This is a genomic window from Couchioplanes caeruleus (assembly GCF_003751945.1).
Lineage (GTDB): Bacteria > Actinomycetota > Actinomycetes > Mycobacteriales > Micromonosporaceae > Actinoplanes > Actinoplanes caeruleus.
The window spans coordinates 2064530-2089983 of sequence record NZ_RJKL01000001.1 but is presented as its reverse complement, the minus strand read 5'-3'; the positions used below and the strand labels follow the sequence as shown (position 1 = coordinate 2089983).

22 protein-coding genes are annotated in these 25454 nt (G+C 72.6%); 12 read left to right on the top strand and 10 right to left on the bottom strand.

Features of this window, described 5'->3' with window-relative positions; translation table 11 throughout:
* Nucleotides 1-51: 51 nt before the first annotated feature.
* Together EDD30_RS09030 and EDD30_RS09025 are read right to left on the bottom strand one after the other, a co-directional pair.
* Nucleotides 52-969 carry a serine protein kinase RIO gene (locus tag EDD30_RS09030; RefSeq protein ID WP_071807323.1) on the bottom strand — a complete coding sequence of 306 codons (918 nt, stop codon included), beginning with the start codon at nt 967-969 and terminating at the stop codon, nt 52-54.
* Between the two features lie 153 nt (nt 970-1122).
* On the bottom strand, nt 1123-1773 hold the full coding sequence (locus tag EDD30_RS09025; RefSeq protein WP_071807330.1) for an HAD family hydrolase: 651 nt from the start codon (nt 1771-1773) through the stop codon (nt 1123-1125).
* 160 nt (nt 1774-1933) lie between these two features.
* Here EDD30_RS09025 and EDD30_RS09020 point away from each other — a divergent pair, with 160 nt between their 5' ends.
* The 6 genes from EDD30_RS09020 (at nt 1934) to EDD30_RS08995 (ending at nt 9441) form a co-directional block, all read left to right on the top strand.
* On the top strand, nt 1934-2509 hold the full coding sequence (locus tag EDD30_RS09020; RefSeq protein ID WP_071807322.1) for a TetR/AcrR family transcriptional regulator: 576 nt from the start codon (nt 1934-1936) through the stop codon (nt 2507-2509).
* 63 nt (nt 2510-2572) lie between these two features.
* A complete protein-coding gene (locus EDD30_RS09015) occupies nt 2573-3484 on the top strand; it encodes a TIGR04222 domain-containing membrane protein (RefSeq protein ID WP_071807321.1) in 912 nt (303 codons plus the stop codon).
* Nucleotides 3481-4302: an MbnB/TglH/ChrH family RiPP precursor modification enzyme gene (locus EDD30_RS09010; RefSeq protein ID WP_071807329.1), complete on the top strand. Its 822-nt coding sequence runs from the start codon at nt 3481-3483 to the stop codon at nt 4300-4302. The genes EDD30_RS09015 and EDD30_RS09010 overlap by 4 nt, the downstream gene beginning before the upstream one ends.
* On the top strand, nt 4299-4736 hold the full coding sequence (locus tag EDD30_RS09005) for an SCO6045 C-terminal-like domain-containing protein (RefSeq protein ID WP_071807320.1): 438 nt from the start codon (nt 4299-4301) through the stop codon (nt 4734-4736). The genes EDD30_RS09010 and EDD30_RS09005 overlap by 4 nt, the downstream gene beginning before the upstream one ends.
* A 178-nt stretch (nt 4737-4914) precedes the next feature.
* A complete protein-coding gene (locus tag EDD30_RS09000) occupies nt 4915-8796 on the top strand; it encodes an nSTAND1 domain-containing NTPase (RefSeq protein WP_170047456.1) in 3882 nt (1293 codons plus the stop codon).
* Nucleotides 8797-8928: 132 nt separating this feature from the next.
* Complete coding sequence (locus EDD30_RS08995; protein WP_071807319.1) at nt 8929-9441, top strand: hypothetical protein; 513 nt, start codon at nt 8929-8931, stop codon at nt 9439-9441.
* A gap of 64 nt (nt 9442-9505) precedes the next feature.
* Here the strand turns inward: EDD30_RS08995 and EDD30_RS08990 are convergent, their stop codons facing one another.
* Nucleotides 9506-12001, bottom strand: a complete 2496-nt coding sequence (locus EDD30_RS08990) for a S8 family serine peptidase (protein WP_071807318.1) — start codon at nt 11999-12001, stop codon at nt 9506-9508.
* 131 nt (nt 12002-12132) lie between these two features.
* On the opposite strand from EDD30_RS08990, the gene EDD30_RS08980 reads away from it, so the two are divergent.
* Complete coding sequence (locus tag EDD30_RS08980) at nt 12133-14010, top strand: polysaccharide deacetylase family protein (protein WP_244945578.1); 1878 nt, start codon at nt 12133-12135, stop codon at nt 14008-14010.
* A gap of 217 nt (nt 14011-14227) precedes the next feature.
* Here the strand turns inward: EDD30_RS08980 and EDD30_RS08975 are convergent, their stop codons facing one another.
* Together EDD30_RS08975 and EDD30_RS08970 are read right to left on the bottom strand one after the other, a co-directional pair.
* Entirely contained in the window at nt 14228-15697 is a 1470-nt protein-coding gene (locus EDD30_RS08975) for an aminopeptidase P family protein (RefSeq protein WP_071807316.1), read from the bottom strand.
* Between the two features lie 108 nt (nt 15698-15805).
* Nucleotides 15806-16480, bottom strand: a complete 675-nt coding sequence (locus EDD30_RS08970) for a superoxide dismutase family protein (protein ID WP_084556678.1) — start codon at nt 16478-16480, stop codon at nt 15806-15808.
* A gap of 116 nt (nt 16481-16596) precedes the next feature.
* On the opposite strand from EDD30_RS08970, the gene EDD30_RS08965 reads away from it, so the two are divergent.
* Nucleotides 16597-17535, top strand: coding sequence for a carbohydrate kinase family protein (locus EDD30_RS08965; RefSeq protein ID WP_123678188.1), 939 nt, complete (start codon nt 16597-16599; stop codon nt 17533-17535).
* A gap of 9 nt (nt 17536-17544) precedes the next feature.
* Here the strand turns inward: EDD30_RS08965 and EDD30_RS08960 are convergent, their stop codons facing one another.
* Genes EDD30_RS08960 through EDD30_RS08945 form a run of 4 tightly spaced genes read right to left on the bottom strand, consistent with a single transcriptional unit; the run spans nt 17545 to nt 20180 of the window.
* The gene (locus EDD30_RS08960; protein WP_071809494.1) at nt 17545-17940 is read right to left on the bottom strand and encodes a thioesterase family protein; all 396 of its coding nucleotides are present in this window, start codon (nt 17938-17940) and stop codon (nt 17545-17547) included.
* Between the two features lie 9 nt (nt 17941-17949).
* Nucleotides 17950-19341, bottom strand: coding sequence for a PH domain-containing protein (locus EDD30_RS08955; RefSeq protein ID WP_071809495.1), 1392 nt, complete (start codon nt 19339-19341; stop codon nt 17950-17952).
* A complete protein-coding gene (locus tag EDD30_RS08950; RefSeq protein WP_084557735.1) occupies nt 19338-19943 on the bottom strand; it encodes a PH domain-containing protein in 606 nt (201 codons plus the stop codon). The genes EDD30_RS08955 and EDD30_RS08950 overlap by 4 nt, the downstream gene beginning before the upstream one ends.
* Before the next feature lie 30 nt (nt 19944-19973).
* A complete protein-coding gene (locus EDD30_RS08945; RefSeq protein WP_071809496.1) occupies nt 19974-20180 on the bottom strand; it encodes a hypothetical protein in 207 nt (68 codons plus the stop codon).
* A gap of 328 nt (nt 20181-20508) precedes the next feature.
* Here EDD30_RS08945 and EDD30_RS08940 point away from each other — a divergent pair, with 328 nt between their 5' ends.
* The 4 genes from EDD30_RS08940 (at nt 20509) to nhaA (ending at nt 25046) form a co-directional block, all read left to right on the top strand.
* Nucleotides 20509-21705 carry an AAA family ATPase gene (locus EDD30_RS08940; RefSeq protein ID WP_071809512.1) on the top strand — a complete coding sequence of 399 codons (1197 nt, stop codon included), beginning with the start codon at nt 20509-20511 and terminating at the stop codon, nt 21703-21705.
* A 10-nt stretch (nt 21706-21715) separates the two neighbouring features.
* Entirely contained in the window at nt 21716-22735 is a 1020-nt protein-coding gene (locus EDD30_RS08935) for a DUF58 domain-containing protein (RefSeq protein WP_071809497.1), read from the top strand.
* Nucleotides 22732-23682: a 26S proteasome regulatory subunit RPN10 gene (locus tag EDD30_RS08930; RefSeq protein ID WP_071809498.1), complete on the top strand. Its 951-nt coding sequence runs from the start codon at nt 22732-22734 to the stop codon at nt 23680-23682. Before EDD30_RS08935 ends, EDD30_RS08930 begins: the two co-directional genes overlap by 4 nt.
* A 98-nt stretch (nt 23683-23780) precedes the next feature.
* A complete protein-coding gene (gene nhaA / locus EDD30_RS08925) occupies nt 23781-25046 on the top strand; it encodes a Na+/H+ antiporter NhaA (RefSeq protein WP_071809499.1) in 1266 nt (421 codons plus the stop codon).
* On the opposite strand, the gene EDD30_RS08920 is transcribed toward nhaA, so the two are convergent.
* Nucleotides 25034-25438 (bottom strand): ATP-binding protein, encoded by a 405-nt coding sequence (locus tag EDD30_RS08920; protein WP_071809500.1) that lies wholly within the window; start codon nt 25436-25438, stop codon nt 25034-25036. The genes nhaA and EDD30_RS08920 overlap by 13 nt on opposite strands.
* Nucleotides 25439-25454 lie beyond the last annotated feature (16 nt).

Sequence of the window (25454 nt, the reverse complement as noted above, 5' to 3'; positions counted from 1 at the left end):
CGCGGCCGACCGCCGGGATGGCCGGCGGCCGCGGACCGAGTCGCGCGCGGCTCAGCGCAGGCCCGCCTCGTAGGAGAGCCGCTCGATCACCTCGTCGACGTCCACCCGCAGCCCGCGCGAGGTGAACCAGGCCCCGACGTTGCGCACGTCGCGGGCGAGGAACTCGCCGCCCTGCGGGTTGGCGATCACGTCGACCACCTGCGGCAGGTCGATGAGGACCAGCCGGCCGTGGTGGACCAGCGTGTTGTACGGCGACAGGTCCCCGTGGGCGAGCTGCGCGCGGGCGAGCACGCTGAGCGCGTCCACCATCTGGGCCCACAGGTCCTCGAGGCCGTCACGGTCCGGGCGCACCTGCGCCAGGCGCGGTGCCGCCTCGCCGGTCTCCCAGTCGCCGATGAACTCGAGCATCAGCTCGGTGCCGAGGAGCTGGACCGGGTACGGCACCGAGATCGTGCCGCCCTCCTGGCCGACCTGCCAGAGCCGGGACAGCGCGCCGAACTCGGCGGCCGCCCACTGGCCGGCGATCAGTTCCTTGCCGAAGGCCGTACGGTTGGTCATCGCCCGCATCTCGCGGGACCGGCGCACCCGGCGTCCCTCGAGGTAGCCGGCGTCGCGGTGGAACAGGCGGTGGTCGCCGTCGCGGTAGCGCTTGGCCGCGAGCATGCTGACCTCGCCGGTGGCCGGGACCGCACGGCGGACGAGATGGACATCGGCTTCCTTGCCGGTCTTGAGCATGCCCAGCTCGGTGTCCACGGCGCCGTGCTCGGTGCGGACCCAGTCCGGTCGGGGTGCGGGACCGTGCAGGGCACCGTCCCACGTCGACCAGCGGTCGCCGGTCCCGGGCAGGTCGGGATCCTCGGTGAGCCGCGGCTCGAGCCGGCCGCGCCTTACGAAGTCGGAATCGTCGTCGTCGAACTTGCGGCGGCCGCGGCGCATGGTGGACGGGCCGAAAGAGTCGTGCTCGCGCACTGGAGGGTCTCCTCGGAGAAGGAAGAAGGAAGTTTCGGAACCTGGGCACGGCGAAGGACAACGACAGCCATGAGGGTCCACCCCCTTCTCTCTCGAGGAATCTCGCGGAACACGTACGGGAGCACTCTGTCGGGTGATCCCGGGTCACGCAACCTATTTAGCGGTCGCCATGATGGCGGACAGGCCCTGGATGACGTTGCCCACCACGCGGGTCGGCGCGAAGCGGTTGTCGATCCACTCCCGGCCTCGGTGCAACCACACGCTGGGTAGTCCCATCGCGGCCGCGCCGCCGATGTCGGCCTCGGGGCTGTCGCCGCAGATCCAGGCCCCGCTCAGCCGCATCCGGACCCGCTGGGCGGCGAGCGCGAAGATGCGCGGGTTGGGCTTGCTCACCCCGGCCTGCTCGGAGATGACCCAGTCGGCGATGTAGCGGTCCAACCCGGTGCGCCGGATCCGGGATTCCTGCTGCTCATGGGGACCGTTGGTGACCACGACCGGCACCCATCCGGCGTCACCGGCGATCTGCAGCGCGCAGGCGACGAGCGGGTCGAGGCGCTCGTAGGCGAGCGGCCCTTCATGCAGCTCCTCCATCAGATCGATGGAGGGGACGTCGAGCTGGTAGCGGTCGCGGATCAGGTCGGCGAGATCCCACCGGGAGGTGAGGCCGTCGGCGTCCACGGACAGTAACCAGTCGAGGTCTTCCTGTGGCGCCGCGATCTCGTCGAGGAACCCCTTCGCCCACAACTTGAACGCACCGCTGCGGTCGAGCAGGGTGTCGTCCAGGGCGAGGAAGACGAGAGGCACCCGGGCACTGTACGTGAGTGAATACGGCAGCGAACAGCCCACGAGTGCTAACTCGGGTCGGTCTGCCGGGTCTTTTTGCACCATCAGGAGGCTGAGGCCGAACTGCCAAGCCGTACGTACGGATTGCAAGCGCGACCGAGGGCGTGACACCATCGCTTCCGTGCCCAGGGTAAGTCAGGACCAGCTAGAGGCCCGCCGCCACGAAATCCTCGCCGCGGCCCGCGGATGCTTCGCGCGGTACGGCTACGAGGGCGCCACCGTGCGCCGCCTCGAGGAGGCCACCGGCCTGTCCCGGGGCGCGATCTTCCACCACTTCCGGGACAAGGACTCGCTGTTCCTGGCCGTGGCCGAGGACGACGCCGCCGCGATGGTCGAGACCGTCGCCCGTAACGGCCTCGTCCAGGTCATGCGCGACCTGCTGGAGCGGGCCGGGGCGAGCGGCGACACCGCCGGCTGGCTCGGCACCCAGCTCGAGGTCTCGCGCCGGCTGCGCACCGACCCCGAGTTCGCCAAGCGCTGGACCGAGCGGGCCGCCGCGATCGAGTCCGCCACCCGGGAACGCCTGCAGCGCCAGCGCGACGCCCGCGTGCTGCGCGACGACGTGCCGGTCGACGTGCTGACGCAGTTCCTCGAGCTGGCGTACGACGGGCTCGTGCTGCATCTGGCCACCGGCCGCCCGGCGGGGGAGCTGGGCCGGGTTCTCGACGTCGTGGAGGAAGCCGTCAGGCGGCCGTGACCTGGATGTTGCATAGATCTGCACAATGAGGGCCAGCAACCCTGCGAACCCGGGAGGTCACACATGGCCCTCGAAGCACAAGGCGACACCTGGGGCATCCCCGGTCCGACCTTCCTCCTGCTCTACGTCGCCGCGATGGTCGCCGTGGCGATCATCGCGGTCGTCCACCGCCGCATCCTGTTCGCCGGCCCTCGCGACGCCATCGTCAGCACGCTCGGGCCGCAGCAGATCGCCTACCTCAACGGCGGCGACAAGCTCGCGGTCTACGCGTCGCTCGCCGGGCTGCGCGCCGCCGGTGCCATCCGCAGCTCGGCGGGCAGGAATCTCGCTCAGAGCGGTCCGATGCCCGCCGGCGTGACCCCGCTCGACACCGCCGTCTACAACGCCGCGGGCCGCCGGATCCGCGCCCGCGAGGTGTTCACCGACGCCTGGGTACGCTCGGCGTTGGGCCAGCTCCGCGACGGCCTGGAGCAGAGCGGGCTCGCCGTCAGCGCGGCGAAGGCACGCGCGGCCAGGTCGTGGATGTTCGCCGGCCTGGCACTGATCCTGCTGGGCGCCGCCCGGCTCTACGCCGGATTCGCCGGCGACAAGCCGATCGGCTTCCTCGTCGTCGCCCTGATTCCCGCCGTCATCCTCACGATCGCACTGGGCCGGGTCACCCGCCGCAGGACCTACGGCGCCAGCAAAGCCATGGGTGAGCTCCGGCGCCGCCACGATCACCTTTCGCCCCGCCAGTCCCCGTCCTACGCCACCTACGGCGCGGCGGGCGCGGCGATGGGCGTGGCCCTGTTCGGCGCGGCCACGCTCTACACGATGGACCCGGCCTTCGCGGCGGAGGCGGAGATCCAGCGCGCCGCCGCTTCCGGCGGCACGAGCGGCTGGACCTCCACCTCTTCGTGCGGTAGCAGCAGTTCCTCCTCCTGCGGAGGCGGTTCCTCCTCCTGTGGCGGCGGTGGAGGCGGGTGCGGCGGGTGAGCCTGCCCGCGTACGGCGTCGGCATCGGCTGGCGCCCCGAGATCTCCGGCTACGTCGCCGGACTTCCCGGGCTGCGCTTCGCCGAGGTCGTCGCCGAGTCGGTGCACGCGCACGCGGAGCTGCCACGAGGCCTCGCCGAGCTGCGCGAACGCGGCGTCGCCGTGATCCCGCACGGCGTCAAGCTGTCCCTCGGCGGCGCGGAGCCGGTCGAGCCGGCCCGGGTCGCCCATCTGGCGGCGGTGGCCCGGCGGCTCGGCGCCCCGCTGGTCAGCGAGCACATCGCGTTCGTCCGGGCCGGCGGGGTGGAGGCCGGGCATCTCCTTCCCGTGCCCCGCAGCCGGGAGGCCGTCGACGCGGTGGTCGCCAATGTGCGGCGTACCCGCGAGGATCTGGACGTGCCGCTCGCGCTCGAACCGATCGCCGCGCTGTTCGACTGGCCGGACGACGAGCTCGACGAGGGTGCGTTCCTGAGCGAGATCCTCGAGCGTACGGACGCCCTGCTGCTGCTCGACGTGGCGAACGTGTACGCCAACGCGCGCAACCGCGGCACCGACCCGGCGGCCCTGCTCGACCGGCTGCCGCTCGAACGGATCGCGTACTGCCACGTGGCCGGCGGCTCGGCGCACGACGGCGTCTACCACGACACGCACACCGACGCCGTGCCGCCGGAGGTGCTCGACCTCGTCGCGGAGCTCTGCCGGCGGCACCGTCCCCCGGCGCTGATGCTGGAGCGCGACGGCGCCTACCCGCCGGCCGCGGAGCTGACGGAGGAACTGGACGCGATCGCCGCCGCATCCGGCTACCCGGCGATCACATGACGTCCCTGGCCGCGCGGCAGGCGGCGCTCGTGGCAGCGCTGACCTCGGGCGCGCCCGTACCCCCGGGTTTCGACGCCCGGCTGGTCGAGATCGCGCGGGTCGCGCTGCTGCGCAAGCGGGCCGGCGAGGTTGCGCGGCAGTGGCCCGAGCTGGCCACGGCCCTGGGCCCGCGGTGGCCGGGCGCGTGGGCCGGGTGGGCCGCGACCCGCCCTACCCGGGGTTCCCTACGCGACGGCTGGGACCTGGCCCGCGACCTCGCCGGACGCGGCGCCCTGCCGGCGGCCGCCGCGGCCGAGCTCGCCGCGCGGGAGGCGGCGATGCGCTACGACGGCCGGTCGGCGCCCCGCACCCGCCGCCTGCCCGCCCTGCGGCGCGTCGCCGGGTCGGTGGCCCTCCAGGCCGGTGGCCGGGTCCGCATCCTCCGCCGTCCCTGACTTACAGTTGTCGTCCGCTTACGGTTCCGCCGTGGTGTCACGGTAATGTCCGCCCCCGAGTCGGATGCATCGACATTCGTCGACGGCGATCGGGATGGACGGAGAATGCCAGATGGCGGAACGGGGTTTGGCGGCCACGGAGAGGCCCGGACCGGATGCCCCGAATCCGGAGCGGATCGTGACCCGGGACGACTTCGGCCGGGAGCTGACCCTGCTGCGCCAGGAGGCGGGGCTCAGCGTCCGTCAGGTCGCGGCCCGGACCGGTAGCTATCGCCATCACAGCACCATCGGAGACTGGTTCGCCGGCCGTGGCTTGCCCGCCGCGTCGTCGCGTGAGCTCTTCGTCCAGGTACTTCAGGCGTGCGGCGTCACCGAGCCGGAGCCGATCTCCGCATGGGTAGCGGTCTGGCAGCGCGTACGGCGGGCACCGGGTCCTCGTGCGCAGGGCCCGGAACCGTACCGGGGCCTGGCGAGCTTCGAACCCGAGCACGCGGAATGGTTCTTCGGACGCGAGACCCTGACCGCTCAGCTCATCGAACGACTCGCCACCGCGTACGAGGCGGGTGGCGGGATGCAGGTCGTCGTCGGCGCGTCCGGTTCGGGGAAGTCGTCGCTGCTGCGCGCCGGGCTGATCCCCGCGGTCCGGCACGGCAAGCTCGCCGGCGACGGTTGGTCGGTACGGCTGTTCACCCCCGGCCGGTCGCCCCTCGACGAACTCGCGGCCCAGCTCGCCGCCGCGACCGGCCTGCCGGCCGAGGACGTGGCGTCCGACCTGCGCGACCGCCCCACCCGCGCGGCGGATCACGCCCACCGCGCCGATCCCGACCGGCACCGCCTGCTGCTCGTGGTCGACCAGTTCGAGGAGATCTTCACCAACTGCCTCGACGGGGCGCAGCGGCAGGCATTCGTCACCGCACTGTGTGCCGCCGCCGAGCGGGGCCCGGCCCTGGTCGTGATCGGGCTACGGGCCGACTTCTACGCCCCGCTGCTGCGCCACCGCGAGCTCGTCGCCGCGGTCTGCGCCCACCAGCTCACCGTCACGCCGATGGCGGACGCGGACCTGCGCCGCGCGATCACCGAACCGGCCCGCAAAGCCGGCGTCGAGGTGACGGACGGTCTCGTCGAGTTGCTGCTCAGCGAGGTCGGCTCCGGCGGCCCTGGCGACGGTCCCACCCGGACGCCCGACGCTGCCGTACTCCCGCTGCTGTCCCACGCGCTGCTCGCGACGTGGCGGCACAGCCGCGACCGCCGGCTCACGGTCGCCGACTACCGTGAGGTCGGCGGAATCGACCGCGCCGTCGCGGCCTCCGCCGACGAGGTCTACGCGGAGTTCGACGAACATCAGCGCCACCTCGCGCGGCAGGTGTTCCTCGGCCTGGTCCACATCGCCGCGGACGCTCCGGACACCCGGCGCCGCCGCGAGTGGGCCGAGCTCGTCACCGAGTGCGACGGCTCGACGGGCCAGGTCACCGAGGTGCTCGACCGCTTCGTCGCCCAGCGACTGATCACCGTGGACGCCGACCGGATCCAGCTCAGCCACGAGGCGCTGCTGACCGCCTGGCCCCTGCTCCGCGGCTGGCTGGAGATCGACCGCGCGGGCATGCTCACCCGCCGCCACCTCGTCGAGGCCGCCACCACCTGGCAGCGTGAACAGCGTGACCCCGCAGCCCTGTACCGGGGTGCCCGGCTCGCGGTGGCACGGGATTGGGCGCAGCGCTCCGGCGCGCCGGCGCTGAGCCCGGTGGCCCGCGACTTCCTGGCCGCCTCGGTGTCCCGCGAGCTCGCCGAGCAGCACGCCGATCGGCGCCGGACCCGCCGCCTGCGCCAGTTGGTCGCCGGGCTCACCGTACTGTTCCTGCTTGCCACGACCATGACCGTGCTGGCGGTCCGGGCCCAGCGGATCTCGACCCAGCAGCGGGACGAGGCCGTATCCCGGCAGGTCGCCGAGGAGGTCCACCTGCTCCGGGGCGACAACCCGGCCCTGGCCAACCAGTTGAGTCTCGCCGCGTACCGCCTGGCCCGCACCCCGCAAGCGCGGGGTGCGCTGCTCAGCTCGTTCGCCGCGCCGTACTTCATCCGGTTGACCGGGCACACCGGGTACGTGCACGCCGTGAAGTTCAGCCCCGACCACCGGCTCCTCGCCAGTGCGAGCAGCGACCGGACCGTACGGCTGTGGGACACCACCCACCCGCACCGCCCCACGCTGCGGGCCGCGCTCGACGCGGCGTCGGACTACGTGTCGTCGGTGGCGTTCAGCCCGGACGGCGCCACCCTCGTCACCACCAGCGCCGATCGCACGGTAGGCCTGTGGGACGTCCGTGACCCGAGCCACGCGACCCGGATCACCGTCCTGACCGGTCATGCCGACGCCGTCAACCAGGCGGCGGTCAGCCCGGACGGCCGCACGCTGGCCACGGCGAGCAGTGACCGCACCGTCCGGCTGTGGGACGTCACGGACCGGCGACACCCTCGGCCGCTCGCCACACTCACCGGCAAGCGGGCGATGTTCTCCGTGGCGTTCAGCCCGGACGGCCGCACCCTGGCCGCCGGCGACGAACGTGATGTCCGGCTCTGGGACGTCACCGATCCGCTGCGTCCCGCCGTCACCGCCATGCTGACGGGACACACCGACGCGGTGAGCGCGATCGCGTTCGGTCCCGACAGCCGGACCCTGGCCACCGGAAGCTACGACCGCACCGCACGGCTGTGGAGCCTCACCGACATCACCGCACGGGCCGGCACCGCATCGAGCGTCCTGAGCGACCACACCGGCCTGGTGTACTCCGTGGCGTTCAGCCCGGACGGCCGGACCCTGGCCACGGGCGGCGGCGACGCCACGGCGAGGCTGTGGAACGTGACGAATCCCCGCAAGCCGGTGGCGGTCACCACCCTCGACCGTCCCACCGACGAACGCGGCGACACGAACGCCATCGCCGGCGTCGCGTTCAGCCCGGACGGCCGCAGCCTGGCCACCGGAAGCTACGACTACACGGTCCGGCTGTGGGAGCTGACCGGCCCGGCACCGACCGGCCAACCCGATGCGGTTCGTCAGCTCCGGTTCGGCCCGGAGAACCGCCGGCTGCTCCTCGGACCCGGCCAGACTCCGACGGTGAGGACCTGGACGGTCGACGACCGGTCACGGATGACCGATCCGACCGACGTCCCGGCGGAGGGTGCGGTGGCCTTCTGCCGCGGCTCCCGGCTGCTCGTCACCGCGACGGCGACCGCCGTACGGTTGTCCGACCTGGGCGACATACGGCACGTCACGGAGCTGGCGCGTCTGCCCCACGGCCCGGCCGACGACGTGCCCCTGCCCGTGTGCAGCCCCGGCGGGAGCCTGCTGGCCGTGCTCGGCGCGCGAAGCCGGACCGCTCGACTGTGGGACGTCACCGATGCCCGCCGCCCGGCCGCCCTGTCCACGTTGTCGATGTCGAGTCACACCAACGCGCTGAACACGGCCCTCTTCAGCGCCGACAGCCGGCTCCTCGCGACCGCCAGCCTTGACCACACGGCACGGTTGTGGGACCTGACGGACCCCCGCCGCCCGATCGAGGCGTCGACACTCGCCGGCCATACCGACGCGGTCAACACCGTCGCATTCAGTCCGGTCGGGCGGCTCCTCGCGACCGGCGCCAACGACGGCACCATCCGTCTCTGGGACGTGACCGACCCCTACCATCCGTCCGCCCTCGCCACACTGACCGGGCACACCAGTTACCTCGAGGAAGTCACGTTCAGTCCGGACGGCCGCACCCTGGCCAGCAGCAGTGGCGACCACACCGTGCGGTTGTGGGACGTCGGCGACCCCGGCCGGCCTGTGAAACTCGCCACCCTGACCGGTCACACCGCCACCGTCAACACCCTGACGTTCACCTCCGACGCTCACCACCTGGCCACGGCGAGCGCCGACGGCACGGTCCGTATCTGGGACCTGGACCCCGAACGGATCGCCGACCGCGTGTGCGCGCTCGCCCACCCCACCGTCACCCGCGCCGAGTGGGACCGTCACTTCCCCGGCATCGGCTACCGGCCGCCGTGCCGTACGGCCTCGTCCGGATAACCGTCCCACCTGGTCCGGCAGCCGTCCGGGCTCGTCCGGATAACCCCGCCACCCCTTTCCGGCCGAGCTCCGTGGGCCCGATCGTCAACGGCACGTCCGGCAACGAGGGCCGGCAACGAAAGGATCTCCACCATGGCCATGCAATCCGTACGGGCACTGAAGCGCGCGATCACCGGGGTCACCGCCGCTCTGCTCGTCACCGCGGGATTCGCCGCCACCGCCTCACCCGCCCAGGCGGGTCGCATCGGCGCCTGTGCCGAGATGCGCGCCTTCACCCTGACCCTCGGGTCCGGGGGTGACGACCTGCGGCACAACTCGGAGGTCGTCGTGTGGCTGACCGGCACGCCCGGTGGCGACACGGAGCTCCAGCACGTGTGGGGTGGGATCCCGAACTGGAGCAACCGTACGTACTCGATCTCGTACCAGAACACCAACTGGCACGTGAACAGCTGCTCCGTGACCGGCATCAGGGTGCGGATGATCTCCCACAACGGCACCTTCGAGACCAACGACAACTGGAACATGCAGTCGATCACCCTCCACGGATTCTCCGACGGGGGCGCGCCTGCGTACGCGATCTCCGCCAACGGAGACCCGGTCAAGCGGTTCACGGGCAGCGCTCCCGAGTGGACCCGTCGCGGCTGACGCCGGCGTAGGCGACGCGGGGACCGCCCCCGACCGGCACGGTCCGGCCGGGGGCGGTCGTCTTTCAGCGGCCGAGGACCCGCGGACCCGGGGCGCCGGGCGGGCGGAAGATCACGCCGCCGCCCTCGCTGACCACGCCGGCGCCGTACGAGAACTGCAACCCGTCCGTGCCGTCGGCGTTCTCGATGCCGATGGTGGCGCTGCCGCCGTCGGAGAGGGCACCCTGCAGGCCCCGGTGGTGCACGGCGATCGTGCCGTCGCGGCCGAGCACCACGCTGATCGAGATGCGCTGCGACGGGTCACCGTAGAACCGCACGTTGCGCCACTCGATGACCACCGTGTCGGTGCCGATCCCGGTGTAGATGCCGCCCAGCTCGTCGACGTAGAGGTCGTCCCAGAACGCGGAGATCATGTGGTTGGGTGGCAGCGGGTCCGGGATGGCGAGGTTGGTGAACGCGGTCTCCGGCCCGCCGAACGCGATCTGGCCGTTGGTCGACACCCACGCCGCCGACTGCGGATGCCCGTAGTACGTCATCGGGAACGGCAGGTCGATCCGGGCCGTTCCGTCGTCGGGAACGTCCGGCTCCAGCCGTCGGGTGCCCTCGGCGTAGCCGCCGGTGGTCGCCCCGCACGAGTACCCGTAGGCGTCGCGGTGGGCCGGCAGCGTGAGGTCGACCGACATGTCGGCGGTGAAGTCGACGCCGCGGGTACGGACGCCGTCGCAGCCGTCGCGCGGCTCCACCCGCAGGTCGTACCGGCCCGTCGGCGCGGTCAGGCCGAACCGGCCGTCCGCGTCGGTCCGGGTGGCCGCGGGCGTGCCGGCGAACCTGACCGTCGCGCCGGCCACCGGCCCCTGCGCACCGGTCACCGTCCCGGTCAGGGTCGCGACCGGTGCAGGGTCGAGGGTCGCGTCGAGCCGGGCGGTCTCCCCGGCATCGACGACCACCGTACGGGTGGTGGCGCGGTAGCCGTACCGGGTGACGGTGGCCTCGTAGGTGCCCGGCGGAAGGAGCGCCAGCCGGTATGCGCCGTCGGCCCCGGCGGTGCCCTGCCGCGCCACCGGGCCGGAGACGGAGACCGTCGCCCCGGACAGTGCGGCGCCCTCCGCCATCACGGTGCCGATGAGCACGCCGGACGGCTGCCGGGCCCCGGACACCGCCGCGTACGCGTCGAGCCGGCCCTCGCCGTACACATGGTTGTCGGCCGGGGTGCCGCCGCACGACGTGTCGTCGGTGTCCGTGGCGGTGGCGTCGAGCACCTGCCGGGTCGTGGCGACGTCGCGTCGCAGGCCCGGCACCGCCGACCAGAGCAGGGCGACCGTCGCCGCGGTGTGCGGCGACGCCATCGAGGTCCCGCTGAAGCTGGCATATCCGCCGGGAACGCTGGAGACGACGTCGACCCCGGGCGCGGCGATGTCGGGCTTGACGGTGTCGTCCTGGCCGCCACCCCGGCTGGAGAAGGAGGCGATCGCGCCGGCCGCGTCGTGGGCGCCGCTGGCGTACGCCGCGGTGTAGTTGCCCGGAGAGCCGGCGCTGGCACACCCGGGCCCGGCGTTGCCGTTGGAGAAGGCCGGGAAGATGCCGGCCGCCAGCCACGCGTCGACGATCTGCGAGTACCAGGGGTCGAACCCCCAGCCGCCCCAGGAGTTGTTCACCACGTCGGGGGCGAGGTCGGGCCGCGGGATGTTCCCGGCCCGGTCGGTCGGCGCGACGATCCACTGGCCGGCGGCGAGCAGCGAGGCGGTGGAGCAGGCATGCGACTCGCAACCCTTGGCGGCGATCCACCGGGCGCCGGGCGCCACGCCGATCGCATGGTCGCCGTCGAGACCGACCATCGTGCCGGTCGTGTGGGTGCCGTGCCCGGCGTTGTCGCACGGTACGCCGTCCACGCACAGGCCGGTCGGGTCGAACCAGGAGTAGTCGTGCTGGAGCGTGCCGTCCGCCGCCCGGCCCCGGTAGCTCGCGGCCAGCGCCGGGTGGTCGTACTGCACGCCGGTGTCGACGGTGGCGACGATGACCCCGTCGCCGCGGACGCTCATGTCGTCCCACACCCGCGGCGCCTGGACGCGAGCGAGGTTCCACTCGGCATTCTGCGTGCCGCTGCGGACGCGGGGGAGCGTGGCGGCGGGCGTCAGCTTGGGCAGCGGGACCACCTTGTCCGCGAGCACCCGGCTGACCTCGGGCCGTTCGGCGACGGCCGCAGCAAGGCGGGCGTCCCCCGTGACCCGGATGGTGTTGGCGATCCAGTACGGCGTGAAGCGCGCCCCGCGGGACGCCAGCAGCGCGCGTACCGGAGCCTGGCTGCGCGCGGCGTGCTCGGTGGCGGCCCGGTACACGCGGGCGGCCCGCTCGTCGCGGGCGGCGCGCCGGGCCGGGCCCAGGTCGGCCCGATCCCTGAGCACCACCCAGAAGGTGGTGCTGCGGTTCTCCGCGAGCTGGGCACGCAGCTCCGGCTCGAGTTTGGAGTCGCCGGAGGCCGCGTATGCGGGCACCGCGACGGTGGTCAACGCCAGGACGAGCGCCGCAACAAGCGCACTTCCCGGCCGGCGGTGGACAGACAACGATCTACCCCCTCTGCGCGGCCGCGGTGTTCCCACGGCCGCAGGGGAGTCTCGCCGCATGTCGTTAAGTGACGGTTACCGATGCCTTGCCCATGTAAATTCTTCCGTAGCCCGCAAGAAATTAACTCGTGATGGAGGTCGGCCTCGACGGCGGTTCGGGTGATCCGTACGGCCTGCTCGGCGTGCGGCAATCCGATGCCGCCGGGCGCGGCGACGGTGACGGCTTCGACGGTGCGTGTCTCGGATCGGCCGTGACCGCGGTCGCGCGTCCGGTCACCGGCCGGGATCTGCGCCAGGGCAGCCGTTCGAGTTGTTCGAACAGGGTCGGCTGGTTGCTCTCCACCTGCACAGGGCCTGGGTTCCAGTCCGCCCCGGGGTCGATCGACAATGCCGATCCGCTGCGCGCCGGCGGCAAGGGCGCGGCGCCCGGAAACGACCAGTTCGCCGAGGCGATCGACGGTTCTTCATCGCTGTCGGTAAGCCTTGTACTACAGGCCCAGATCGTGAAAGGGGGGCCACTAGCACCGGGATCTCCTGCCGGTCGACCGGGTACTAATGTGGCGGCCATGAGTGATCCAGTACGGCGCACGTCCCACCGAACCCCGTCGCGGCGATCCCTGCTCAAGGCGAGTGCGGTCGGAGCTGGCGCGGTGGTCGCCGGGGCCGGTGCCACCATACTGGGTACCAGGATCTTCAACAGCGGATCGGCCCGCCCCGTGTGGCTCAGCGCGCCCTTCTCCGTTGCGGCATTGACTCCGGCGTCCTGGTCGCAGAACTTCCAGAAGGGCCATGGCTGGACCGCCACCGGCGGCAACGTCGAGAAGGTCATCCTCGACGACACCACCGAGTTCGTACGCGGCACGCAGTCGGTTTCGCTGACCACCGCCGGGAAGGCGGGCGAGGACGGGACCAATGCCGACCAGGCCAGCGTGGAGCGGCTGGGCGGCCCAGCGGTGAACCTGAAGGGTAAGGCCATCCGCCTGATCTTCAAGGTGTCCGACGTGAACAAGCTGCGCTGGATCAACTTCTACGTCGGTACGTCCGGCCTGGCCAACGCCTTCCGGTGGCGGGTGCACACGCACTCGAACAAGCAGAACTGGGTGCAGTCCGGCGAATGGGTGGCGGTCACCCTGCAGTGGGGTGACCTCAACGCCTCCAGCGGGACGTACAAGATCAATGCGGTCCGTGTGCCCTCCGTCCAGGCCGGGTTCACCGACATGCGGTTCTCGGTGATCGACGCCGGCACGGGCCCGTGCACCGTCCGGCTCCAGGCGGTCGAGATCGTCCCGGACACCAACTCCACCTATTCCAACGGGCTGGTGTCAATCACCTTCGACGACTCGTGGCAGGACGTTTTCACCAACGGCCGTCCGCTGATGGACAAATACGACTTTCGCGGAACCACGTACACGATCGCCGACCAGATCAACACGGGCGGCAAGTTCACGACGGACCAGCTGCGGGCGGCGCAGAACCTGTCCGGGTGGGAGGTGGCCGGGCACTCCTATGAAGGCGCCGTGCATGCCGCCCGCTACAGCGGTGTGAGCGCTGAGGTGGTCGACAAGGACGCCGGCGCGCTGCGCGGCTGGATGAGGGAGAACAACTTCCACAGCGACTCGTTCGCCTATCCCGGCGGCCAGTTCGGGAAGACGACCGACGGCCACAGCGTCGAGGCGATCGTGCAGCGTTACTTCTCTACCGGCCGGTCGATCCTCGCCGAGGACAACCGGGAGTGCACCCCGCCGCCGATGCCGATGCGGCTGCGCTCCCTTACCGGCATCAGCTCCACACAGAAGGGGATGTCGAACCCGGACACCCTGATCGGCCCGGGTGGCCTGCTCGACCGCGCCCAGTACGCCGGTGGCTGGCTCATCCTCTGCTTCCACCGGGTCGTCACGACGACACCGGCGAACAGCTCCGAGTGCCATCGGGACGACTTCGCGAAGATCATGCGGGCAATCAAGGTTCGGGGCATGGAAGTCCGTACGGTCGGCGAGGTGATGAGCTGACCGCCCCACGGGGAGGCACGCGCTTAGGCCGGTGCGGCGGGGGAGACGAGGAAGTGCCCTCGGCGCCCCGGACCGGCGGTGGACAGCCACGGTGAGTGTCGGTGTGCACGCCGGGTGCGAGGCCGGGCTGACCAGCGGCCCGGCCCCGTGCGGGAGCCGGGCCGGGGCTTGCGTCGGCGAGAGCCGGGCGGGGCCGGCGTCGGCGAGGGCCGCCGGATCACTCCGGGAGGCGGGGGCCGGCCTCTCGCTGCGCGACCAGCCAGGACTCCACCTCGGCGGAGGAGCGGGGCAGGCCGGCCGACAGGTTGCGGCAGCCGTCGGCGGTGACCAGGACGTCGTCCTCGATGCGGACGCCGACGCCGCGGAGCTCCTCGGGGACCAGGTCGTCCTCGGGCTGGAAGTAGAGACCCGGCTCGACGGTCAGGACGTAGCCCTCCTGGAGCGGGCCGTCGCGGTAGGTTTCCTTCCGGGCGGCCGAGCAGTCGTGGACGTCGATGCCGAGCATGTGGCCGAAGCCGTGCAGCGTCCAGCGGCGGTAGACCGTGGACTGCTCGGACATCGCCTCGTCGACGCTGACCGGCAGCAGGCCCAGGTCGTGCAGGCCCTCGGCGAGCACGCGCATGCAGGTCTGGTGGACGTCGTGGAACTTCACGCCGGGCTTGATCGCGTCCATGCCGGCCTGCTGCGAGGCGTGCACGATGTCGTAGACCTGGCGTTGCAGCGGCGTGAAGGTGCCGGAGACCGGGACGGTGCGGGTGACGTCGGCGGTGTAGAACGAGCGGGCCTCGACGCCCATGTCCATGAGCAGCAGCTCGCCCGGGACGGTGACGCCGGTGTTGCGGACCCAGTGCAGGATCGTCGCGTGCGCCCCGGCGCCGACGATGCTGCCGTAGCCGACGTCGTTGCCGTCCGTGCGGGCGCGCAGCGCGAAGACGCCCTCCAGCAGGCGCTCCTTGACGCCGCGGTCGGCGGGCAGGATGCGCGCCACGTCCTCGAAGCCGCGGACCGTCGCGTCGATCGCCTCCTGGAGCTGGGCGATCTCCCACTCGTCCTTGACCAGCTTGAGCTCGGAGATCACGCTGGCGAGGGCCCGGTCACGCCGGAGCGCAGGGTCGGGGTCGTAGGGCAGCACGGCCCGATCGACGGCGGCGTCGAGCCCGCGCAGCACCCGGGTGCGGCCCGGCGCGCAGTCGGCCAGCGCCCGGCCGAGCCCGGTGTAGGACGCGGTCTCGATGCCCAGCTCGGCCGACTTCTCGCCGAGGGTGTGCCGGCGACCGACCCACAGTTCGCCGTTGCGGCTGCGGAAGAAGGCGTCGGTCGCCTTGGAGTTGCGGTCGTGGGTGTAGAGGACCGCGTCGTGGCCCGAGCCGCTGGGGCGCAGGACCAGCACGCCGTCGGGGTCGCTGTCGCCGGTCAGGTAGACGAAGTCGCTGCCGGGCCGGAACGGGTAGTCGGTGTCGTTGGCGCGCACCTTCTCGTTGCCGGTGGGGATGATCAGCGTCTCGCCGGGGAAGGCGTCGGAGAGCGCCGCGCGGCGCTTGGCGTAGTGGGGCGCCTCGGGCCGGGCGGTGACGTCGAGCGCGTCCTCCCGCCAGCCGCTGCGCATGAATTGCAGGAACGCCTCGGGGAAGTCGGGGTCGTGCGATTCCGTCTTCGCCGCCGTCGTGCTCTCGCCTTGCTCGGCCATGGTGGCTCTCCCTTCTCCCGCGTGGCGTCCCTGACGTTACCGCCTCGGTGCGACGGATTTCGCGGGCGGAGTGCCTCGGCGGGCGAAGCGCGGCGTGATCGGCGACATTCAGCCGCGCAGGGTCAGGCAGGCCACTCGCGCACCGGCGGTCCCGGCCTTCCCGGGATCGGTACGGGTGAGCTGCGCATGCAGCACGAGCGACCGCGGAGGGCGCACCGGATCGAACGTCCAGCTCTGCTGCGCCGCGATCGTGGCGGCGCCGCGAGGATCGGTGGTGAAGTCCAGCCACACCTCGTTGCGAGGGTTGGCGAACGCCGGGTCGACCGACGGCTGCGAAGGGTCCGCCTGGTGCTGGTAGTGCGGGCCGGCGTCGTCCGGCACGGAGGTACAGGTCTTCGTGTGCAGGTGCGCCCCGTACGCCCGGCGGCTGACCAGGCCCGTGACGGCCAGCCGTACGCGGATCCCCTGGGTGGTCGTGGCGACGCTGACCTGGGCCGTCGCACCCGGCGGAACCGCCGTCGAGTCATAGGTGATGGCCTGGGTGCCCTCCGGGGCGGGCTGGAAGGTGCCGGACGCCGTGCCCACGGTCAGCGGCGCCTGGCCGGAGGGGGTCGGGAGCGGGGGGTTCGAGGCGTCCGGGTCGGGAATGCCGCTGGAGACGATCCAGGGGGTGCCGGCCGGCGGCGGTGACGGGGGAGTGGTGGCGGGGACGGTGCCGCCCGTCCCCGAGCAGCCGGCGAGCGCGGCCAGGGCGACGGTGAGGAACGGCAGAGGACGGCGCATGGGCGAAGTATGCCAAAAACCGGCATATCGGGCGAGCATCCGCCGAGTGCTAGCTTTCTCCCACCGCGGGCGGCAGGGTGACGGACAGACGGCGGTGGAACGTGGAGGGCTCGTACATGGGTTACGCGGTGGTGCTCGGGGAAGCGCTCGTGGATCTCCTGGAAACCGTGCGTGACGGTGAGCTGATCTACCGGCAGGCGATCGGCGGCGCGCCCCTGAACGTGGCGGTCGGCGCCACCCGCCTCGGCGGCGAGGTCCGCTACGTCGGCTCGCTCGGCAACGACACGCTCGGCGACCGGATCGCCGCGTTCCTGCGCCAGACCGGGGTCGGCACCGCCTCGACGACCCGGGTGCCGGTGCCCACCACCCTGGCGGTCACCACCTTCGAGGGCGCGGAGCCGACCTTCCAGTTCTACGGCGAACCCCCGTCGTATTCGCTGGTGCGCCCGGAGGACGTCGACGAGGCGACCGTCGCGGGCGCCGACGTGCTCTACGCCGGCTCCATCGCGCTGATGCGCGAGCCCTTCCAGGCGGCGGCCCGCAAGGCCTGGTCCGTGCCGGGTCCGCTGCGGGTCTTCGATCCCAACGTACGCCCGAAGCTCCTGCCGGACGCCGCGGCGGTCGGCGCCCTGCGCGACCTGGTCGAGGAGTTCTTCGCGACGGCGGACCTGGTGAAGCTCAGCTCCGCGGACGCCGGCGTCCTGTGGGACGGCGCGACTCCGGCGGCGGCCGCCGATCGCATCCTCGGGCTCGGCGCCCGCGCGGTGGTCGTGACCTGCGGCTCCCAGGGTGCCTACGTGGCGGCGGCGGACGGGTCGGCGATGCTGAACGCCCCGGCGGTCACCGCGATCGACGCGACCGGCGCCGGCGACTCGGTCATGGCCGCCCTCGTGCGCCGCCTGCTCGCCGGAGGCGTGCCGGACGGCGTTGCCGGCTGGCAGCAGTACGTGACCTTCGCGCTCGCGGTGGCGGGCCTGGTCTGCGAACGCCACGGCGGCGCGGTGGCCATGCCGACGCAGGACGAGCTCACCGCCCGCTGGGGCGCCCTGATCTGAGCCGGGGCCTCACGCCTCGCCCAGCGCCTTGGCGATGAACCGCTGGCGGTCGAGCATCACCCGCTCGACGCGGACCTCGGCCACCAGCTCCTCGCCGTCGCGGAGGACGACGTCGAAGTGCAGCGTGCGGCCGTCCACCTTGGCCAACGTGGCCAGGGCGGTGACGTGGCGCCCCACCGGCGTCGGCGCCCGGTGCTCGACCTCGGCGCGGGTGCCGACCGTCGTGACACCGCCCGGCATCTGCCGGGCCGTCGCGGCGACCGTGGCGGCCTCGGCAAGGGCCAGGACCCGGGGTGTGCCGAGCACCGGCACGTCGCCGGAGCCGAGGGACTGGGCGGTGTCGGCATCGGTGACGGTCAGCTCGACCCGTGCGCTGAGACCGGCGGTGAACTCCGGAAGCTCCATGGCACCAGCTTAGGGGTGTCGCGCGGCATCAGGTGTGTCGCGCGGACCGGCCGTCGTCGTGGACGTCAGTAGAGGCGCCGGGCCGCGGGCCGCGCGGGCCCGGATCGACAACTGCTCCGCGAGCCACCAGGCCTCCGCCAGGTCCCGGTCCTCGGCCACGCCGGATCGTCCGCCCGCGGTGTCCGCGTAGACCGACGCCAGGCCCAGCAGCCGCTGAACCGGCCCCTGCAGCACCCGCACGCTCTGCAGGCGGGCGTACGGCACCAGCGTCATCTCCCGGGTCAGCAGGCCCGAACGCGACACGAACACCTCGGCCGTCAGACCGATGCCGAGGTAGCGCAGGCCGATCGGGTGCTTCCAGCGGGCCCGGGGCGGCGGTGTCACGGTGGCCAGCGCCGCCAGGTCGACGCCGGGCAGCACCTGGAAGACCAGTTGCCGTGCCGCCTGGAAGTCGCCGACGGGCAGCAGCCGGTCCGAGTGCTTGGCGTCGCCGGACTGCGGTCCGCCGTACCCGGCGATGTCGAGGCGCAGGTGCAACCAATCCTTCACCCGCCACAGCAGCGGCCAGGTCACGCCGATGGTCTGCACCCGGTGCAGCGGCACGATCTGGCTGCGCGTCTCCAGCAGGCCGTAGTGGACCGCCAGCCGGCCCTCGGCGTCATGCGCCAGCCGGAAGTCCCAATCCTGCAGCACGCGGCGGATCGGCTGCAGGATGACGCCGGCCATCGCGGTGACGGTGCTCGCGATGCCGACGAAGGTCCACGAGCCGTCGAGGATGAACTGCATGACCACGAAGGCCACGCCGATGGGCAGGAAGAACGCCTGCGGGGTCAGTGACTGGCTGATCAACAGGTCCCGGTTGGCGACGCGGAACAGCGGCCGTTCGGGCGCCGGTCCGGCGTGCTCGGCGGCCGCCGGATCCGCGGGGTCCGGGGCCCGTCCGGCGAGAGCCAGCAGCCGTCCGCGCAGCGCGGCGGCCTCCCGTACGGTCAGGTAGGCCAGCGGCGCCTCGGTCTTGCCGCCGCCGACCACCTCGAGGCGCAGCTCGGCCAGGCCGGTGAGCCGGGCGAGCAGGGGGCGGCGCAGCTCGACGGCCTGCAGCCGGTCGAGCGGGATGGCCCGGTTGCGGCGCCACAGCAGCCCGTCCTGGATCCGTAGCTCGCGGCCGACGACGTGGTAGCCGGTGTTGAGCCACCCGACCACGGAGAAGACCACCACGCCGACCGCGAGCACGGCGACGACGAGGGCGAAACGCTCCAGACCGACCTGGGAGAGCGTCTGCCAGCTCAGTGCGGCCACGATGACGGCGATGGACTTGGCACCGTGCAGGAGCGGGCTGAGCGGGTGCAGGCGCTTGCGCGGTTCGTCACCCTGACGTACGGCTTCCGGCGGCGCGGTCACAGGCCCTCGGCCCGGTCCTCGCCGAGCGCGGTCAGGCGGTCGCGCAGCCGGGCCGCCTCCTCCGGAGGCAACCCGGGAATCCTGGCGTCACTCGCCGCCGAGGCGGTGTGCAACTGGACGGTGGCCAACTGGAACGCGCGCTCGAGCGGTCCGGCCGTCACGTCGACGAACTGCATCCGGGCGTACGGGACGATCGAGAGCCGGCGGATCACCAGGCCGTGCCGGACCAGCAGGTCGTTGTCGCGCTCGGCGTAGCCCCAGGCCCGGACGGCGCGCACGGTGACGAGGCAGCGCCAGATCCCGAGCAGCAGGACCGCCGCCATGGCCGCCGGCCAGAGCCGGGAAGCGGTGATCACCCAGCCGGTCGTCAGCCCGGCGAGCAGGACCACGATCCAGGCCGCGCGTTCGAGCAGCTCCACAGTGATCAGCTTCGGGGAGACCGGACGCCAGTCGACCGTGTCCGGCCACGGCTCCAGCGCAGTGATCGCAGGGAGCGGGCCTGGGGCGGCGGAGCCGGCGGCCGGGCTTGCAGCGGTGGGGTCGGCGGCCGGGCTTGCAGCGGTGGGGCCGGCGGGTGTCGGTGCCGGGGCGGCGGGGCTCACCGGTGCGCTGGGCTCGGTCACGACGCAAGCCTAGGCCGTGGTGCGGAACTCGGTCACCTCGCGCAGGAAACCCCGAACGCCCAGGAAGTCGCCGAGGGTTTCGCGGTGCCGCGCACAGGCGAGCCAGGTCTTGCGGTAATCCGGCGTATGCAGCCGGGGGTTGTTCCACCGCAGCTCCCACTCGGCGGCCGCGCGGCAGCCCTTGGCGGAACACTGGGGTGCAAGCTCCTCGACCACTCCGGGAGCCTATCGAGGGCCGGAGGGGAGTTGAGCGCCGGGCGACCACGGGGGAAGTCGCCCGGCGACGCGCTGAATGTTACACGGCTCATCCGGCCCGGCGTCTACCCGATGGGCGTGCCCGTCCGTGCGCATCGCGCAGAAAGATCGACATGTTCGTACCCTTGTGGTCGGCGCGTAATACGGCTCCGCCGGACCGCTTCGGCGCATGGTCGTGTAAGTCTTGAGCGTCGGCACCCGCGCCGGCGCAGACCGCGAAGTGCGACACGCTGTTGGAGGACCGGTGGCCGACCCGACCACACCCGAGGGCACGACCGGCGCGACCGGCATGACCGGCACCCCCGGCGCGACCGAGCCTGCCGGGGGTGCGCCGGTGCCGCCCGCGCAGGACGCCACCCAGCTCGAGCGGGCCATGTTCGAGGTGAAGCGGGTCATCGTCGGGCAGGACCGGATGGTCGAGCGGATGTTCGTCGCGCTGCTGGCCCGGGGGCACTGCCTGCTCGAGGGCGTGCCCGGCGTGGCCAAGACGCTCGCGGTGGAGACCCTGGCACGGGTGGTCGGCGGCACGTTCTCCCGCGTCCAGTTCACCCCCGACCTGGTGCCCGCCGACATCGTCGGCACCCGGATCTACCGGCAGTCCAGCGAGAAGTTCGACGTCGAGCTCGGTCCGGTGTTCGTCAACTTCCTGCTTGCCGACGAGATCAACCGGGCACCGGCGAAGGTGCAGTCGGCGCTGCTCGAGGTCATGGCCGAGCACCAGGTGTCGATCGGCGGCGAGAGCCACCGCGTGCCGGACCCGTTCCTGGTGATGGCGACGCAGAACCCCATCGAGCAGGAGGGTGTCTACCCGCTGCCGGAGGCCCAGCGTGACCGCTTCCTGATGAAGATCCTCGTGGGCTACCCGACCGACGCCGAGGAACGCGAGATCGTCTACCGGATGGGCGTCAGCGCACCCGAACCCAAGCCGATCTTCACGTCCGAGGATCTGCTCGGCCTGCAGCGCCGCGCCGACCAGGTTTTCGTCCACAACGCGCTGGTCGACTACACCGTGCGGCTCGTGCTGGCCACCCGCGCCCCGGCCCAGCACGGCATGCCGGACGTCGCCCAGTTCATCCAGTACGGCGCCAGCCCGCGCGCCTCACTCGGCATCGTGCGCGCCACCCGGGCCCTGGCGCTGCTGCGCGGCCGGGACTATGCGCTGCCGCAGGACGTGCAGGACATCGCGCCGGACATCCTGCGGCACCGGCTCGTTCTCAGCTACGACGCGCTCGCCGACGACATCCCGGCCGACCACATCGTGGCCCGGATCATGGCCAGCGTGCCGGCGCCGTCGGTGGCCTCCCGGCAGGACGCGGCGGTCAACGGCCACGTAGCGCCCGCATCCGGCATTCCGGCTCCGGCGAGCGGAGCCCCGGCGTTCGGCACCCCCGCGCCGGCATTCGGCACCCTCGCCCCGGGGAGCGGCGGCCCGGCGTACGGCGCGCAGCAGCACCCGCCGCACTCCGCGTGGCCGGGACAGCAGTGACGGTCCACTCGTGACGACAGCCGACATCCCGTCCCCGACCGCCGGGCCCGGCTCGGCGCGTGCCGAGGCAGTCCTCTCGCGCCTGCAACTGCTGGTGACCCGCAAGCTCGACGGGCTGCTCCAGGGCGACTACGCCGGCCTGCTGCCCGGGCCGGGCAGCGAGGCGGGGGAGAGCCGGGAGTACCGCCCCGGCGACGACGTACGCCGCATGGACTGGCCGGTCACCGCCCGCACGACGCTGCCGCACGTCCGGCGTACGGTCGCCGACCGCGAGCTCGAGACGTGGATGGCGATCGACCTCTCGGCAAGTCTCGACTTCGGTACCGCCCGGTGCCTCAAGAGCGACCTGGTGCTGGCGGCGGCCACCGCGATGGCGCACCTCACCGTGCGCGGCGGCAACCGGATCGGTGCCGTCGTCGGCACCGGCTCGGGGCAGGTGGCCGCCGAGCCCGGGGGCGGCGGCCTCGGCTGGCTGCGTCGCAAGCGCCCGCCCGCGGCCGTGCCCACGCCCGCGCCGGTCGTGCGCCTGCCCGCGCGACCCGGGCGCAAGGAGGCGCAGGGGCTGCTGCGGGCCATCGCGCGTACGGAGATCAGGCCCGGCCGCACCGACCTGGGCGAGCTGATCGACATGCTGAACCGCCCACCGCGCCGCCGGGGTGTCGCCGTGGTCGTCTCGGACTTCCTGGCACCGGTCGAGGGCTGGGCGCGGCCCGTGCGCAAGCTCGCGGTGCGCCACGACGTCCTGGCGATCGAGGTCGTGGACCCCCGGGAACTGGAGCTGCCGGACGTCGGCGTGCTGACCCTGGCCGACCCGGAGACCGGTGCGCTGCACGAGGTGCAGACGGCCGATCCGGCGCTGCGGGCCCGCTACGCCGAGGCGGCCGGGCAGCAGCGCGGCGAGATCGCGCGTGCGCTGCGCGCGGCCGGGGCCGCCCACCTGAGACTGCGTACGGATACCGACTGGCTGCTGGACATGGTCCGTTTCGTCGCGGCCCAACGACACGCTCGCACCCGGGGGACCACCCGATGATCCGTTTTCTGCAGCCGTGGTGGCTGCTCGCCGCGCTGCCGGTCCTGCTGGTGGTAGCCGCCTACGTCTGGCGCCAGTTCCGCCGGCGCCAGTACGCGATGAAGTTCACCAACGTGGACCTGCTGCGCTCGCTCGCGCCGAAGGGTCTGGGCTGGCGCCGGCACGTGGCCGCCGGGGCCTCCCTGCTCAGCCTGTTCGTGCTCGCCCTGGCGATGGCGCGCCCGTCGGTCGACCGGGAGGAGCCGCTGGAGCGGGCCACGGTCATGCTGGCGATCGACGTGTCGCTGTCGATGGAGGCCGACGACGTCGCGCCGAACCGCATCGAGGCGGCGCAGGAGGCGGCCAAGGCGTTCGTCCAGGAGCTGCCGCCGACGTACAACCTGGGCCTGGTGTCGTTCGCCAAGGCCGCGAACGTGCTGGTCTCCCCGACGAAGGACCGCGCGGCGGTGATCGCCGGCATCGACGGGCTGACGCTGGCCGAGGCGACGGCGACCGGCGAGGCGGTGTTCACGTCGCTGGACGCGATCCGCTCGGTGCCGGCCGACGGGGCCGACGGCGCGCCGCCAGCGCGGATCGTGCTGCTCTCCGACGGTTACCGCACGTCGGGGCGCTCGGTGGAGGATGCCGCGACGGCCGCCTCGGCGGCGAACGTCCCGGTCTCGACGATCGCCTTCGGCACGGACTCCGGCGTCGTCGACATCCGGGGCGTGCTGCAACGCGTACCGGTGGATCGGCTGTCGTTGCAGCAGCTCGCGGAGAAGACCAAGGGGTACTTCTACGAGGCCGCCTCGGTCAGCGAGCTCAAGCAGGTCTACGAGGACATGGGCAGCTCGATCGGGCACCGGGTGCAACCCGAGGAGATCACCCAGTGGTACGCCGGCGCGGCGCTGCTGCTGGGCCTCGCGGCGGCGTTGCTGAGCCTGCTCTGGACGTCGCGACTGCCGTGATCGCGGGTCGCGTGGCGCCGTCAGCCGGTAGGGTTGGCGGCGGTGCGCCGGGAAGTCTGGTCGGCAAGTGGATCGACCGACCCCGGAAACGGAGCCTTGTGACCCCCAACCTGTTCAGTCGCGGTTCGTGGCCCGAGGCCCGGCGGATCGCCGACGTGCTGCGCAAGGAGACGATCGGCGGGGCGCTGCTGCTCGCCGGGGCGCTGATCGCGCTCGTCTGGGCCAACTCGTCGTGGGCGGACAGCTATCACGCTCTGCTCGGTCTCAGGGTCGGGCCGGCCGCCTGGCACCTCGACCTCTCCCTGGCCACGTGGGCCGCCGACGGCCTGCTGGCGATCTTCTTCTTCGTCGCCGGTCTCGAGCTCAAGCGCGAGTTCGTCGCCGGCGACCTACGCGATGTACGCCGGGCGGCGGTGCCGGTGGCGGCCGCGGCCGGCGGCGTGGCCGTGCCGGCGTTGTTCTACACGGCCGCGAACCTGGGTGGCGCGGCCCAGGGCTGGGCGATCCCGACCGCCACCGACATCGCCTTCGCTCTGGCCGTGCTCGCGGTCGTCGGGCGCCACCTGCCGACGGCGCTGCGGACGTTCCTGCTCACCCTCGCGGTGGTCGACGACCTGCTGGCCATCGTGATCATCGCGCTGTTCTACACCGCCGATCTCGCGGTGCTGCCGCTCGGGCTGGCCCTCGTCCCGCTCGTCCTGTTCACCGTGCTGGTGCAGCGCCGGGTCCGGTCGTGGTGGCTGCTGCTCCCGCTCGCCTGCGCCGCCTGGGCGCTGGTGCACGCGTCCGGCGTGCACGCCACCGTCGCCGGCGTCCTCATGGGCTTCGCGGTGCCGGTGCTGCGCCGCGACGGGGCCGACGAGCCGGGCCTCGCGGAGCACTTCGAGCACCGGTTCCGTCCGCTGTCCGCCGGGTTCGCGGTGCCGGTCTTCGCGCTGATGTCGGCCGGCGTCACGGTCGGCGGCCTGGACGGGCTGTTCTCGGCGCTCACCGACCCGGTGGCGATCGGGGTCGTGCTGGGCCTGGTCGTGGGCAAGCCGGTCGGCATCACGCTCGCGACCTGGCTGGCGGCCAGGTTCACCCGGGCGACGATCGACGCCGGGCTGGCCTGGATCGACGTCGTCGCGCTGGCGGTGCTCGGCGGGATCGGTTTCACCGTGTCCCTGCTGATCGGCGAGCTGGCGTTCGGCGCCGGCACGGCACGCGACGCCCACGTCAAGGTGGCCGTGTTGACCGGCTCGCTGACGGCGGCGGTGCTCGCGACGGTCATCCTGCGTCTGCGGAACCGCACCTATCGGCGTCTGCACGAGGCGGAGCAGGTCGACGCCGACGGCAACGAGATTCCGGACGTCTACGAGCGGTGAGCCCGGTGCCCGGCCGGGCAGGGGAGGAGATCGGCCCAGACCTGCTTTCCGCCCTGGTGGTCGCGGACTCCCCAGCGGGTCGTCAGTGCCTCGATGAGCGCGAGCCCGCGGCCCCCGCAGGAGTCGGCGTCGCGGCGCCGCGGCACGACCGACGAGCCGTCGGCGACCAACAGGGTGACCCGGCCGTGGTGGCACTCCATGCTCACCTCGACGCACCCGCCGCCGTGGCGTACGGCGTTGGTCACCAGCTCGCTGATCACCACGGCCGCCTGGTCGAGCCAGATGTCGTCCCGATATCCCCAGCCCGTGAGCACGGCCGTCGTGGCGTGCCGTGCCGTGCGGGGCGCGTGGGCACCCAACGGCACGTCGAAGCGGGCAGTCAGCACACTCATCGTCGGATCCGGTCTT